Genomic DNA, 13,398 nt, shown 5'->3' on the forward strand with positions numbered 1-13,398 from the left:
ATTCCGCCTCCCAGGAGGCGGAAAATCATATAACATTGCAAATATTGCCAATCAGCCTTTTAACAATGTTTTTCACCTCAGAATTCGACGTTACAAGGCGTAAAAGATTATGCTCGTAAAGTTGACGCGTTGAATACCCCAATAGCTTATGCACCTTAGCGATATAAGCAGTTTCGCGAATTGGATATTTTTCGACTAAACTGATGAGATTTTTCTGACGTAGACAGTTTTCAAAAAAATCATTTTCTTCCCTCAAAAAATCACCAACGTTAATATTTATATTAACATCATTCCCCTCTTCAATACTTCTCAAAGTTGGCAAATGCGAAAATAGCTTAGACCTAATGGCTTTCTCTATTGCTCTACAGCATAGTCTTTCTTTGTGCTCGGAAAGCATGGACAATGACTCGTCACACAACCGCGCATATAATGCATCGGGATCTGATATATTTTGAGAATCCTTATAATTATTCATTACGTTTAAAATCAATTCCGGATGATAGTATATTGATTCGATTGAGTGTACATTTAAAGAATAAACCCCTTTCATTTCAAGATTAAAAATCTGTCGCTCAGGTTTATTATCATTATCAATAATGCCATATGGAATGACGTGATGAAGATTTTCCGATTCTCTCAGACCATCCACAGAACGCTCGACATAATCGCAACTAGCTTTTGGTATTATCGAATAACCTGGAAAAATTATCGAGTATAGCTTCTGGTCTAAGCTTGATGATGTATTACCCTCAACAAAGATTATTTTTTTCCTTGACCCAAGTATGTCTTCTCGAAGCCTCTCATCAATTTCCGCCAATGAGTCAATTGCGTCTATATACCAACGAACTGGTCGCATATTTTCATACACGCAATCTCTCAGCAACAATACTCTGGAATGAGGCACTGCTGATGGCAAAGATAAATCATGTGTGGATATTACGTATGAACAATCGGGGCGCTCATTTAAAAGAGATTTAATCAACGAATGAGATATTGACGGATGCAAATGCCTCTCTGGCTCATCGATTAAAAAGAAGGCGCCATCTGGGGCTGTAAAAATGGCAATTGCAATAAATATTGCATTTCTTTCTCCGTCAGAAAGCTGAGCCAAGCTATATTCATCCGAGCCATTGCGACTTACCAACAAAGAATCCGAATCATCTATTCTTATTGTAATATTAATAAAAGCCTCATTCAGGCATCTATTAATTTTTTCAACTGGAGTTTCCGCAAGAGTTAAATTACCACGCCCTTCGCGAGAAGCTAGGGAGAAATTATTTACAAAAGTTCTGGCTGCATGATTCTCTGCAGAAATTATTTTGTTCAGTAAGATCTCTGTTCTACGACCGGAATAATCATCTTTGTATCTTGACTCTTCCTGCGAATCCCAACTCTTAATATAACCTGATGTTTGATGACTTTCATGATTGGATACGTTGGATCTGTTAGACTGAATCCAATTTTGTCTATGCGCAATTATTTTCTCAAATCTATTAGGATATTTTTTGTATAGAAAATCAATTATAGAAGACTTTCCGGAACCATTTGGCCCTAACAAGAAAACGACCTCTCCAGGAGCCAACTTCAATTCAAAGCTAGAACCATCAGCCTTCGGAATTTCAAACATTAAGACACCTCTTATTGCCATCTTGAACACTTATAGAATATGACAAATCATTCAAACATAATCAATTTAATAAATTACGATTGAAACAAAGCCACTGAAATATGTCTAGAAGCCACGTGCGCGCGCTCGTATCCCCGCCACGCCTGCCCGCTTTGTGTAGTGGTTTTCATGCAGGCGCATGACGGGCCGGAAAGCGCGCCAGTTCTGGCGGCCCCGACCCGTAGCGATCCTTTTTGGATCATGCGAATCCATGCACCATAGACATGCACTGCGTTCTCAAACCGCAGAATGCCAAACGGGAGGGAGTTTCCCATGGCGCTGAATCACTAATGCGTACTCTCATCCTGCCCTACTGCATATTCATTCAGCCTGGTAACCAGATCGCTTGTCAGCTCCGACAGCCACGAAATCGCAACCTCCTTGTCGTCATCGCTACAATCTGAGCTGGCGACCAGCCGGGCCATAAGTTCTATCCGCTGCAGTGCAAGTGACTCCATGAACAAATCGTTCACAACTCCCTCCCAATATTACTGTTTATATATACAGTACATCATATAATTTTAAAGCTGAAATAGTTTTTTACTCAGCTAACTCTTTGATTAATAGATATGCCATTTCTCTGAGCTGTCAGCACCACTGACGCCACTTGTCATCCTCCTGTAGGCGCTGGTTACGGTAGAACAGGCGCAGCCCGGCTCTAGATGGCAGGCTGCCGCCACGCAGAAGCAGATCCACTTCCGTTTCGCTGGCGTCAAAGCCTCTGGACCTCAGCTCCGCATCGAGCTGCAGGCGCTGGTGATCCGTAATTTCCTGTTTGTAGCCTTTTCTGCGTTTCGGTTTGACCAGCCGCAGCCTTGCCGTCAGCTCGCGCAGTTCCTTTTTGCTCATGTTTTCGTAGTCCGGCAGCGCTGCAGGTTCTTCGCTGCCCGGTAGTTCGCCCCCTGTCTGGTACGTTTTTTCAACAGGGGGACAGTTATTGCCACGAGTCCAAGGGGCGCAAGCGCCCTGGTCGGCTGCCGCCTACTGAACGTCAACGGCCTTGCGAACCATCTTCCACTTGATTGCGTGCGTGCAGATCCGGCCCTCAATGATCGGGGACCAGATGCCATAGATACCGTCATCGCAGCAATGTTAATCATTACTTTTTCACGCTTTTTGTCCTTGCGTAGGCGATGACGAAGCACCCGCCCATCTGCGAGCATGTCGTTGATGGTGTCGATAGATAAGCCAGTGAGTTCACTATATCTTTCGATAGTTACATGGGGGGTGATGAGAGTGATTGAAATGTTAGGTCTCATGATGCAACATTCCTCGTTTAGTAATGATTAATCAGGATGAATACTGATCGTTTGTATTTTGTGAACACGATAAACATAAGATCACATCATGAAATCATCAAGGTAATAGTTCACCTGGAGTGACCATGAATCTGGAAAAAGGCGGCCGTGGTGCCATAGAGCGTATGGTCGAAGCTTATGGTTTCAAGACAAGACAAGCTTTGTGCGACCATTTGGGAATTTCAAAAAGTACCCTAGCAACACGCTATATGCGTGACTCTTTTCCGGCTGAGTGGGTGATTCAATGCTCCTTAGAAACTGGTATCTCTCTAAACTGGCTCACCACAGGACAAGGTTCAAAGCAAGGTTCACATAAAGCAAACACTAAAGAACTTGAAAAGCATGTTTTGACCAATGGGTCATTACGCAAAGACGGCTCATATGTTTTTGATGCAAGCTTTTTGCCTGATAATCTGAAAAATCCTGTTGTTGTGATCGACGGCACTTCAGAATTTATCTGCGATATGGATTATGGGGATGTGCGTGACGGCATGTGGGTAGTGAGTATTGATGGAGAGGTTGCTCTAAGGAGTTTGACACGTCTTCCAGGTAGCCGACTTCGCATAGATGGGGGCAATAGTTCATTCGAATGCGCAATTGCGGAAATTGAGATACTTGCAAAAGTTTTGGTTAGTTGCCTCCGATAAAAGGAATTTTTATGACAACGATGTCTGAACCCAATGATGAACAGAATGAGAATGGTGATCTTAGGGCCGTAAAGCGTCTCTATGAGCTGACTATTCGCATAAGAGACTTTGAGATAACACAGTTATCTCAACGTAATAATTTTTTCATGATTTTTCAGGGCGTTCTTTTCGCAGGTTTAGCCACCCTATACCAAAATGATAAGGGCGAAGCATTCGTTCCTTTCATTGCACTTGTTGGCCTGATTGTATCGTTCTATCAGATAGGAATTTCTTCTGGTGCAAAATATTGGCAAGAATATTGGGAAGAGGCTGTTAAAGAAATTGAGGAAGAATTACTCCGTGTGATGTCACTGAAAGGGCATGAAACACGTGAGAAAGTTTACCGCATATTCAGCATTTCGATGGTAGAAGTAGATGCTAAGGTCAAAGATCGATTAAATCGCTCTAGCACAAACAGGATAATAAAATTTTTAGTGTCTTGTAAATTTTCAGTTAGTCGCATACCAATATACACTGCTCTAACATTTTTCGCCCTTTGGCTATCCCTAGGTATATATAGTTTTGTTGGACGTCATTTCTTGATTCTTTGGATATAAGGAATATCAAATGGAAAACTTATACTACACACAGTTCAGCCATATAGATTTTAAAGATCCCTTCTTTGATTCACTAAAAAATGATTATCCGGACTTTGCAGGATGGATTGAAAAGAAAAAAAATGATCCATCAGCATTAGCCTATGTTCTTTTTAATGAACAAAATAACATTGAAGGTTTTTTATATCTGAAAATCGAAAATGAGAATGTTACTGATGTAACCCCTCAATTACCGATGAGAAAGCATCTAAAGGTTGGTACATTCAAATTTGAATCACGCGGAACTCTTCGAGGTGAACGTTTTATTAAGAAGATATTCGACCATGCTTTAGAATGCGATGCAGAAGATATTTATGTAACGGTTTATCCAAAACACGCTTATCTTATCAGGTTATTCAAGTCGTTTGGATTTGATACTGTTGGTTCGAAAGGTCCTGACGATAATGCGGAAGACGTTTTACTAAAAGAATTGCAGAACGTTCAGTTGACCGGGGATATAGTAAATGACTATCCATTCGTACATCATTCAGATAATAATAGAAAATACATCCTCTCGGTAGATCCCCATTACCATACAAATCTTTTCCCGGACTCCATACTCCGTACAGAATCTCCTAGCATTGTCAGCGACGTGTCGCATACGAATAGCATAAGAAAAATATATATTTGTGCTATGCACGGAGTTACATCATTTAGACCTAATGACCTTGTGTTAATCTATAGGACGAACAAAGGGCTTTCCGGCCCAGCGTATTATAATTCAGTAATCACTTCGTTATGTGTGGTTAGCAATGTTAGGAATATCGATGAATTCGATACAGAAGACAGTTTCATAAATTATTGTAAAAAATATAGTGTTTTTGACATTAAAGATTTAAGTTATTTTTATCGTTCAAAAAAATATCCATTTATAGTTTCATTTACATATAATTTAGCTTTTCCTAAAAGACCAAATCGTGCTAAACTTATTTCTGAAGTTGGTTTGAATTCTAATGCCTACTGGGGGGTATTAGATTTATCCAACCAGCAATTTGAACATATTATTAAACTTGGTGAAGTAGATGAAAGTGTTATTATCAATTAAACCTGAATATGTTGAAAAGATTCTTGACGGAACAAAGAAGTTTGAATTCAGAAAAGGAATCTTCAAAAACCCAGATGTTAAATCTGTGGTTATTTACTCAACTATGCCTGTAGGTATGATTGTTGCTGAGTTTGATATCGCTGATGTTATAGAAGATAAACCAAGTAATGTATGGAAAAAAACTTGTCGGTATGCTGGTATTAGCAAACAGTTTTTTGATTCGTATTTTCACAGTAAAGAGAAAGCCTTTGCTATAAAAATTGGTGAGCTAAAAATTTACGATCAACCCCGCCACCTAAGCTCATTAGGCGACAACATTACTGCGCCTCAGTCTTATCGCTATCTGTGATGTAGGTTGCCTCGAACATCATACATTGACACTGGTTATTCACACAGTAAAAATGCTCTCCAAATGGAGGGCATTTTTTATGGCAGTACGAAAACTCGACACAGGAAAATGGATTTGCGAATGCTACCCCGCCGGGCGTAGCGGGCGACGGGTGCGTAAGCAGTTTGCGACCAAAGGCGAGGCAATGGCTTTTGAACGCCACACAATGGATGAAACAGAAGCCAAGCCGTGGTTGGGTGAGTCAGTTGATCGCCGGACACTCAAAGACGTCGTAGAACTTTGGTTCAAACTGCACGGCAAATCCCTGACCGCTGGTGAGCACGTTTATGACAAGCTGATCCTGATGGTTGATGCCCTCGGAAATCCTCCTGCGACAGACCTCACATCTAAAATGTTTGCACACTACCGCGACAAACGTCTGACCGGAGAAATCTATTTCAGTGAGAAATGGAAGAATGGAGCCAGCCCATTAACAATCAATCTGGAACAAAGTTATCTGAGTGGAGTGTTTAGCGAGCTGGCCCGGCTTGGAGAATGGAGCGCACCGAACCCACTGGAGAACATGCGCAAATTCACCATCGCCGAAAAAGAGATGGCCTGGCTGACACATGAGCAAATTACAGAACTCCTGGACGACTGCCATCGTCAAAGTGCCCTTCTCGCTTTAGTTGTCAAAATCTGCCTAAGCACCGGAGCACGCTGGCGCGAAGCGGTAAACCTCACACGCTCTCAGGTCACAAAGTACCGAATCACGTTTGTCAGGACCAAAGGTAAAAAGAACCGTAGCATTCCGATCAGCAAAGAGCTATATGAAGACATCACTGCCCTGGAGGGGTTCAAGTTCTTCACGGACTGCTATTTCCAGTTTTTGTCGGTGATGGAAAAAACCTCCATCGTGCTTCCGCGCGGACAGCTCACTCACGTTCTGCGTCATACGTTCGCAGCACACTTTATGATGTCAGGCGGGAACATCCTTGCCCTTCAGAAAATTCTAGGCCACCATGATATCAAAATGACGATGCGCTATGCTCATTTAGCCCCAGACCACCTAGAAACAGCACTTCGTTTCAATCCCCTCGCGACAATGCCAAATCAAGTCATGTAGAATAAATATAGTAGTAGATACCTAATAACTAGCTTAAGGACATATTCATGCAGATCCCAATACCTACGCCAATTCATGATTTTAGCTTTAATATTAGCCTATTGCGTGGATTCATATATCAGACAGAAGCCGCAATTAGCGAAAATATAGATAAATACAAAAAAGATGGGCCAGATACCTTTGTCATAGAAGAACATCCAGAAGATAACATTTACATCACATTAAACCACTACATGGGTATCGATGATCAGTCTTTCGACCTCGATAAAACTTTCAAAATACGTTACCCAAGCATAATGCGGCGATCAGCCTTCCTGACTATATTTGGTTTATTAGAACACGAAATGGAAAATTTCTGTAATATTTACTCCAAGGAAAAACAAACGAATGTTAAATTATCTGATTTAAAGGGTTCTGGCTTTGAAAGAATAGACCTATTCTTGAAAAAAATAGTAGGCCTAACATCATCTACAAATTATCCTGAACTAAAAAAAATAATAAAACTTAGGAATAGCTGCGCCCATAACGATGCCCGCTTTGTCACAAACGACAACCAACCGATTAAAGAAATAGATGATCTAATCAAAAAATATCCAGCTCTGCTTGAAAAAGATGAAGAGCAAGTACTATTCAAAGGTGATGTCTTACTGACATTTCTCAAAGTATTTGAAGAATATATCAAAGAGATAGAAGCCGTGATTACCCCCCCTCGTCAAACTAAGAGTCTCTTTCAATAGTGGCGACAAAGTGGCGACAGCGGTTGGCATTACCCCCTAATCGCCACATTTCATCACCAACCTAACTTATTGAATATGTTACAAGTCATTGTTTTTACTAACCCGTTTACATAAATAGGTTTTTTGTTTCCTGAAATTAATACCCTTCCCTATCAATTACTTATAACACTACCTTATTTTCCATGGCGGTATAGCTGATTTTCTTGCGCGGTTAAATTTTGCCTGGTCAATATCTTAAAAGAACAACGATTGAGCGTAGATATGATCGGGTTTGAACTTCGATACAGGCAGCTGGCATAAGCTGGAACGAATTAATCCACCTGATGACAGGAAAAGGAATGAAGGCTTCATCCGGGGATAGCGGCAGAAGTCTACATAAAGCTCGCTCACCACTCCAATTTAGGAATCGCTCTTCTGAAACCGGAATTTATTTAGGTCCCATGTATGCGTTCACATATCGCGTGCAATAGTATTGAGGTTATTGACGGTGGATATCACTACCCTTGCCCGTAAATGGGGCTCAAGACTACTTAAGGCCGTCTGGTTTGTGTTAATTAGCTTTCTGGCAGGACGTATGCTGGGTCCTTCAACAGCTTATATTAACCACGACGTTGCAACTGCTATTTGCGGATTTATCTATGGTGATATTAATGCGGAGACAATGTACGAAACATATACAAATATTGATATTTTAATTCTGTTAACATCTGCAACGATCGTCTGTCTCATAACATTGAAGATATTCAACAAAACCAGGAATCATTAATCTTCTAATCCCGCCCTGTCTGTGGCTCAAAGACGACGGCTCAACGTAATGGTACTTCACTGAGGACATTTATTTGCCCTTATTGCCCTTCCCTCACTCGCCACAAACACATATGATTTAGTGTATATGACAAAAACCACGCAGGATCGCCAGATGCTTCACCCGCTCCAGCTCTTCAAAACCCTCTCCGACGAAACGCGGCTCTCCATCGTCATGCTTCTGCGTGAGGCGGGCGAGCTGTGCGTCTGCGATCTCTGCTCCGCTACCAACGAGCCGCAGCCGAAAGTCTCCCGCCATATGGCCTTACTGCGCGAGGCCGGGCTGGCCATCGACCGTCGCGAGGGTAAGTGGATCTACTACCGTCTCTCTCCCAACATGCCCGCGTGGGCGGCAACCGTTATCGATAACAGCTGGAACTGCCTGCGAGAAGAGACACGTATGAAGCTGAAAAACCGCTTCCCGGGCTCGTGCTGACCACAACACATTCACAAAAACAGATATAACGGAGTAAAAGATGTTTCTGGCAGGGGCTATTTTTCTGTTTACGCTGGTACTGGTGATCTGGCAGCCCAAAGGGCTCAGTATCGGCTGGAGTGCCACCATTGGCGCCGCGCTGGCGCTGGCGAGCGGTGTGATCCACGTTAACGACATTCCGGTGGTCTGGAACATCGTCTGGAATGCGACGGCCACGTTTATCGCGGTAATTGTTATCAGTTTGTTGCTGGATGAGTCCGGTTTTTTCGAGTGGGCGGCGCTGCACGTTGCTCGCTGGGGAAACGGCCGCGGGCGGTTGCTGTTTACCTGGATCGTGCTGCTGGGTGCGGCCGTGGCGGCGCTGTTCGCCAATGACGGTGCGGCATTGATCCTGACGCCTATCGTTATCGCCATGCTGCTGGCGCTGGGGTTCAGCAAGCAGGCCACGCTGGCGTTCGTGATGGCGGCGGGATTTATCGCCGATACCGCCAGCCTGCCGCTGATTGTCTCCAACCTGGTCAACATCGTCTCAGCGGACTTCTTTAAGCTGGGCTTTAGCGAATACGCCTCGGTGATGATCCCGGTTGATATCGCCGCAATTGCCGCGACGCTGGTGATGCTGCATCTGTTCTTCCGCAAGGAAATACCGCCGGAATATGACCTGGCAAAACTCCGCGAGCCCGCACGGGCCATTCATGACCTGCCGACGTTCAGAACGGGCTGGATCGTGCTGCTGCTACTGCTCGTCGGTTTCTTTGTGCTTGAACCTCTGGGTATCCCGGTCAGCGCTATCGCAACAACTGGTGCGCTGATTTTGTTTGCCGTTGCTAAACGCGGGCACGCCATTAACACCGGGAAAGTGCTGCGCGGCGCACCCTGGCAGATCGTTATCTTTTCGCTGGGGATGTATCTGGTGGTGTATGGCCTGCGTAATGCCGGGCTGACGGAGTCTCTTTCAGGCGTTCTTGATCGCTTAGCCGGACACGGACTCTGGGCCACTACGCTGGGAACCGGATTTATCACCGCCTTTCTGTCATCCATAATGAACAATATGCCAACGGTATTGATCGGCGCGCTCTCCATTGAGGGTAGTGCGGCAACAGGCTTGATTAAGGAGGCGATGATTTACGCTAACGTGATTGGCTGCGATCTGGGGCCGAAAATCACCCCCATCGGTAGCCTGGCTACCCTGCTATGGCTTCATGTGCTGGCACAGAAAAACATGACCATTACCTGGGGCTACTATTTCAGGACGGGCATCATAATGACGCTGCCAGTTCTGTTTGTGACGCTCGCCGCGCTGGCGCTACGTCTCTCCTTCACACTGTAATGAGTAACGGATATGAGCAACATCACTATCTACCACAACCCGGCCTGCGGCACGTCGCGCAATACGCTGGAGATGATCCGCAACAGCGGTACGGAACCCGAAATTATTCTCTATCTTGAGAACCCACCGTCGCGTGATGAACTGACCAGGCTGATTGCAGACATGGGGATTCCCGTGTGCGATCTGCTGCGCAAAAACGTCGAGCCTTACGAGCAACTGGGCCTTGCCGGGGGAAATTTCACCGATGACCAGCTTATTGATTTCATGCTGCTATACCCCATTCTGATTAACCGTCCGATTGTGGTGACGCCGCTGGGTACCCGCCTGTGCCGCCCTTCTGAAGTCGTTCTCGACATCCTTCCGGACGCGCAAAAAGGGGCATTTACGAAGGAAGATGGCGAAGTCGTCGTTGACGCCAGCGGGAAAAAAATCTCCTGACATCAGGCGTAGCCGGGGCGAGCGCTATCAGACGGTATCCTCGCCTGCAATCCGCCCCACCATCGCCCGGATCTCCTCCCGGGTTAACGGCGACCGGTCGGTTACAAAATGCAGCGTCATCCCCTCGATAAACGCATCCAGCGCACGGGCGGTGGCCGGATCAAACCACTGCTCAAGCGTAGTCTGGCTCATCTTCATCCAGTCCTGCATCACCGTTTTCAGCGCGGCGCTGCGGTGCATAAAAGCGTACAGCTGATACATCAGCGCCATATTGTGTGGCGTGGTCACGGCTGAACTGTGGATCAGCGTGGTAATGGCCTCGCACGCCCTCTCCCGCCCGGCCACCCCCGCGAAGAAATCCCGGTACTGCTGAGACATCTGCTGCGTAAACCACGTGAACGCCTCCTCCAGAAGCGACTCCATCCCGTCGAAATAGTAGGTCATCGACCCCAGCGGTACGCCTGCGCAGGTGGCAATTTTGCGGTGCGTGACGGCATGAATACCGTGCTCAGCAATGGTGTCCAGCGTCGCCTGGAGTATCTTCTCGCGGCGGTTAGGGTCGTTTGGTGGTCTGCTCATAAAATCCTCATCCGGTTTATGTACAAATGTACACAAAGTTGCTAGTGTTGTCGCTATTGTTGTACTTCTGGTGCTGATCCCAATGACGCTAACTTCTCCTCGCAAAGCCCTGCATCTGCGCATGTGGGCGCTGTTTATGTTCTTCTTCATCCCCGGGCTGCTGATGGCTTCCTGGGCAACGCGCACCCCGGCAATCCGCGATACGCTATCCGTCTCGACGGCGGAGATGGGGATCGTGCTGTTTGGCCTGTCGATTGGCTCGATGAGCGGCATCCTCTGCTCGGCCTGGCTGGTGAAGCGCTTTGGCACGCGCACGGTGATCCGCACCACCATGTGCTGCGCCGTGGTGGGAATGTTCGGTCTGAGCGTGGCGCTGTGGTTCGCCTCGCCGCTGATGTTTGCCCTTGGGCTGATGGTATTTGGCGGCAGCTTTGGTGCGGCTGAAGTGGCCATTAACGTCGAGGGGGCCGCCGTCGAACAGGCGATGAACAAAACGGTGCTGCCCATGATGCATGGCTTTTACAGTCTCGGCACGCTGGCGGGCGCGGGCGTTGGGATGGCGCTGACGGCGCTGGGCATTGCGGCCAATGTGCACATTTTGCTGGCGGCGCTGGTCTGTATTATCCCGATCCTCACCGGCATCAGGGCTATTCCCGCAGGCACAGGACAACACGCCTCGGACGAACAGAAGTCTGCGGCAAAAGGGTTGCCCTTCTATCGTGATTTCCAGCTAATGCTGATTGGCGTGGTGGTGCTGGCGATGGCATTTGCTGAAGGCTCCGCCAACGACTGGCTACCGTTGCTGATGGTGGACGGGCACGGATTTAGCCCCACCTCCGGCTCGCTGATCTACGCTGGATTTACGCTCGGCATGACCGTCGGACGCTTTACCGGCGGCTGGTTTATCGACCGTTACAGCCGCGTGGCGGTCGTCCGTGCCAGCGCCCTGCTGGGTGGGCTGGGCATCGCGATGATCATCTTTGTGGATGTGGACTGGATTGCCGGTGTGTCGGTGATCCTGTGGGGGCTGGGCGCCTCCCTTGGCTTCCCGCTGACCATTTCCGCTGCCAGCGATACCGGTCCCGATGCGCCGACGCGCGTGAGCGTTGTGGCGACCACGGGCTACCTCGCTTTCCTGGTGGGGCCGCCGCTGCTTGGATTCCTCGGTGAGCACTACGGGTTGCGCAGCGCCATGCTGGTGGTGTTAGGGTTAGTGATTATTGCCGCCCTGGTGGCGCGTGCGGTGGCAAAACCGGAAGCAGAACAAACGACAATGGAGAAGGGATATGAGCGTTAAACTGATTGCAGTCGACATGGATGGCTCCTTCCTGAGCGATGCGAAAACCTATAATCGCGCGCGTTTTCTGGCGCAGTACGCGCGCATGAAAGCGCAAGGCATCCGTTTTGTGGTCGCCAGCGGAAACCAGTACTACCAGTTGATCTCATTTTTCCCCGAGATCGCCCATGAAATCGCCTTCGTCGCCGAAAACGGCGGCTGGGTGGTGGATGCGGGCGAAGACGTGTTTAACGGCGAACTGTCGAAAGAGCATTTTCTGACCGTCGCCACCCTGTTAAACGACGTGCCCGGCATTGAGATAATTGCCTGCGGAAAAAACAGCGCCTACACGCTGAAAACGTATAACGACCTCTTCAAAGAGATTGCGGCGAAATACTATCACCGCCTTGAAAGCGTCAGCAGCTTTGACAACCTCAACGATATTTTCTTCAAGTTCGGGCTTAACGTCTCTGACGACGAAATACCGCGCATTCAGGCGCTGCTGCATGAGAAGCTTGGCGACATCATGGTGCCGGTGACCACGGGTCACGGCAGTATCGACCTGATAATCCCTGGCGTGCACAAAGCTAACGGCCTGCGGATCCTGCAAGCGCGCTGGGGCATTGAGGACAGTGAAGTGGTGGCCTTTGGCGACAGCGGTAACGACGTGGAGATGCTGCGCCAGGCTGGGTTTGGCTTCGCGATGGCCAACGCCAGACCGCATATAAAAGCTGTGGCCCGCTATGAAGCGCCGAACAATAATGACGAAGGGGTGCTGGACGTGATTGATATGGTGCTGGAGGGGAAGGCGCCGTTTAATTGATTCCGTGCGCTCTGGTGCCTTCACCCTAACCCTCTCCCACAGGGCTGAGGGTTCCCCACAAAATAATGCCTGCACAGATGGCCCCCTCTCCCTTGAGGGAGAGGGCTGGGGTGAGGGGGAACATACGGCTCTGGTGGTCATTCCGTTCACTTTATGTTCCTTGCTACTCTGTAACGACATGACCGGTGAACGTGCCAGGGTGGCTCAGTCGCCACCACCCTGGCGACCCG

13 protein-coding genes and 2 pseudogenes are annotated in these 13,398 nt (G+C 47.4%); 11 read left to right on the forward strand and 4 right to left on the reverse strand.

Going from position 1 to position 13,398, the window contains the following annotated elements; all coding sequences use genetic code 11:
• Positions 1 to 25 precede the first annotated feature (25 nt).
• From ACNQ0T_RS19175 to ACNQ0T_RS19185, 3 genes and pseudogenes are all read right to left on the reverse strand, one after another.
• Complete coding sequence (locus tag ACNQ0T_RS19175) at positions 26 to 1,627, reverse strand: ATP-dependent nuclease (protein ID WP_164720194.1); 1,602 nt, start codon at positions 1,625 to 1,627, stop codon at positions 26 to 28.
• Positions 1,628 to 2,254: 627 nt separating this feature from the next.
• Positions 2,255 to 2,740: pseudogene (locus ACNQ0T_RS19180) on the reverse strand (replication endonuclease); the annotation flags it as partial.
• A pseudogene (locus ACNQ0T_RS19185) lies at positions 2,728 to 2,925 on the reverse strand (regulator); the annotation flags it as partial. The pseudogenes ACNQ0T_RS19180 and ACNQ0T_RS19185, both read right to left, overlap by 13 nt.
• 125 nt (positions 2,926 to 3,050) lie before the next feature.
• Here ACNQ0T_RS19185 and ACNQ0T_RS19190 point away from each other — a divergent pair.
• The 9 genes from ACNQ0T_RS19190 (at position 3,051) to arsC (ending at position 10,490) form a co-directional block, all read left to right on the forward strand.
• Positions 3,051 to 3,611 carry a phage repressor protein CI gene (locus ACNQ0T_RS19190; RefSeq protein ID WP_108367336.1) on the forward strand — a complete coding sequence of 187 codons (561 nt, stop codon included), beginning with the start codon at positions 3,051 to 3,053 and terminating at the stop codon, positions 3,609 to 3,611.
• 11 nt (positions 3,612 to 3,622) lie between these two features.
• Positions 3,623 to 4,207, forward strand: a complete 585-nt coding sequence (locus ACNQ0T_RS19195) for a hypothetical protein (RefSeq protein ID WP_004223864.1) — start codon at positions 3,623 to 3,625, stop codon at positions 4,205 to 4,207.
• 10 nt (positions 4,208 to 4,217) lie between these two features.
• Positions 4,218 to 5,291, forward strand: a complete 1,074-nt coding sequence (locus ACNQ0T_RS19200; protein WP_004223862.1) for a hypothetical protein — start codon at positions 4,218 to 4,220, stop codon at positions 5,289 to 5,291.
• Positions 5,269 to 5,640: an ASCH domain-containing protein gene (locus tag ACNQ0T_RS19205; protein WP_004223857.1), complete on the forward strand. Its 372-nt coding sequence runs from the start codon at positions 5,269 to 5,271 to the stop codon at positions 5,638 to 5,640. The genes ACNQ0T_RS19200 and ACNQ0T_RS19205 overlap by 23 nt, the downstream gene beginning before the upstream one ends.
• A gap of 79 nt (positions 5,641 to 5,719) precedes the next feature.
• Positions 5,720 to 6,745, forward strand: coding sequence for a tyrosine-type recombinase/integrase (locus ACNQ0T_RS19210; protein ID WP_108367335.1), 1,026 nt, complete (start codon positions 5,720 to 5,722; stop codon positions 6,743 to 6,745).
• A gap of 47 nt (positions 6,746 to 6,792) precedes the next feature.
• A complete protein-coding gene (locus tag ACNQ0T_RS19215) occupies positions 6,793 to 7,482 on the forward strand; it encodes a hypothetical protein (RefSeq protein ID WP_241213042.1) in 690 nt (229 codons plus the stop codon).
• 919 nt (positions 7,483 to 8,401) lie between these two features.
• The gene (locus ACNQ0T_RS19220) at positions 8,402 to 8,722 is read left to right on the forward strand and encodes a metalloregulator ArsR/SmtB family transcription factor (protein ID WP_108367334.1); all 321 of its coding nucleotides are present in this window, start codon (positions 8,402 to 8,404) and stop codon (positions 8,720 to 8,722) included.
• 40 nt (positions 8,723 to 8,762) lie between these two features.
• Positions 8,763 to 10,052 carry an arsenic transporter gene (locus ACNQ0T_RS19225; RefSeq protein WP_023299679.1) on the forward strand — a complete coding sequence of 430 codons (1,290 nt, stop codon included), beginning with the start codon at positions 8,763 to 8,765 and terminating at the stop codon, positions 10,050 to 10,052.
• Between the two features lie 12 nt (positions 10,053 to 10,064).
• On the forward strand, positions 10,065 to 10,490 hold the full coding sequence (gene arsC / locus ACNQ0T_RS19230) for a glutaredoxin-dependent arsenate reductase (RefSeq protein WP_023299678.1): 426 nt from the start codon (positions 10,065 to 10,067) through the stop codon (positions 10,488 to 10,490).
• A gap of 27 nt (positions 10,491 to 10,517) precedes the next feature.
• Here arsC and ACNQ0T_RS19235 read toward each other — a convergent pair whose 3' ends face one another.
• Positions 10,518 to 11,069: a TetR/AcrR family transcriptional regulator gene (locus ACNQ0T_RS19235; protein ID WP_126290699.1), complete on the reverse strand. Its 552-nt coding sequence runs from the start codon at positions 11,067 to 11,069 to the stop codon at positions 10,518 to 10,520.
• Positions 11,070 to 11,151: 82 nt separating this feature from the next.
• Between ACNQ0T_RS19235 and ACNQ0T_RS19240 the strand changes: the two genes are divergently transcribed.
• Together ACNQ0T_RS19240 and ACNQ0T_RS19245 are read left to right on the forward strand one after the other, a co-directional pair.
• Complete coding sequence (locus ACNQ0T_RS19240; protein WP_275062383.1) at positions 11,152 to 12,366, forward strand: MFS transporter; 1,215 nt, start codon at positions 11,152 to 11,154, stop codon at positions 12,364 to 12,366.
• Entirely contained in the window at positions 12,356 to 13,168 is an 813-nt protein-coding gene (locus ACNQ0T_RS19245) for a Cof-type HAD-IIB family hydrolase (protein ID WP_022647558.1), read from the forward strand. The genes ACNQ0T_RS19240 and ACNQ0T_RS19245 overlap by 11 nt, the downstream gene beginning before the upstream one ends.
• Positions 13,169 to 13,398 lie beyond the last annotated feature (230 nt).

This window comes from Enterobacter cloacae complex sp.6700776, assembly GCF_048284255.1.
GTDB classification, from domain to species: domain Bacteria; phylum Pseudomonadota; class Gammaproteobacteria; order Enterobacterales; family Enterobacteriaceae; genus Enterobacter; species Enterobacter intestinihominis.

Coding starts and splice junctions, on each gene's coding strand:
- ACNQ0T_RS19175 (WP_164720194.1), bottom strand. CDS start 1,627: ATGTTTGAAATTCCGAAGGCTGATGGTTCTAGCTTTGAATTGAAGTTG.
- ACNQ0T_RS19190 (WP_108367336.1), top strand. CDS start 3,051: ATGAATCTGGAAAAAGGCGGCCGTGGTGCCATAGAGCGTATGGTCGAA.
- ACNQ0T_RS19195 (WP_004223864.1), top strand. CDS start 3,623: ATGACAACGATGTCTGAACCCAATGATGAACAGAATGAGAATGGTGAT.
- ACNQ0T_RS19200 (WP_004223862.1), top strand. CDS start 4,218: ATGGAAAACTTATACTACACACAGTTCAGCCATATAGATTTTAAAGAT.
- ACNQ0T_RS19205 (WP_004223857.1), top strand. CDS start 5,269: ATGAAAGTGTTATTATCAATTAAACCTGAATATGTTGAAAAGATTCTT.
- ACNQ0T_RS19210 (WP_108367335.1), top strand. CDS start 5,720: ATGGCAGTACGAAAACTCGACACAGGAAAATGGATTTGCGAATGCTAC.
- ACNQ0T_RS19215 (WP_241213042.1), top strand. CDS start 6,793: ATGCAGATCCCAATACCTACGCCAATTCATGATTTTAGCTTTAATATT.
- ACNQ0T_RS19220 (WP_108367334.1), top strand. CDS start 8,402: ATGCTTCACCCGCTCCAGCTCTTCAAAACCCTCTCCGACGAAACGCGG.
- ACNQ0T_RS19225 (WP_023299679.1), top strand. CDS start 8,763: ATGTTTCTGGCAGGGGCTATTTTTCTGTTTACGCTGGTACTGGTGATC.
- arsC (WP_023299678.1), top strand. CDS start 10,065: ATGAGCAACATCACTATCTACCACAACCCGGCCTGCGGCACGTCGCGC.
- ACNQ0T_RS19235 (WP_126290699.1), bottom strand. CDS start 11,069: ATGAGCAGACCACCAAACGACCCTAACCGCCGCGAGAAGATACTCCAG.
- ACNQ0T_RS19240 (WP_275062383.1), top strand. CDS start 11,152: ATGACGCTAACTTCTCCTCGCAAAGCCCTGCATCTGCGCATGTGGGCG.
- ACNQ0T_RS19245 (WP_022647558.1), top strand. CDS start 12,356: ATGAGCGTTAAACTGATTGCAGTCGACATGGATGGCTCCTTCCTGAGC.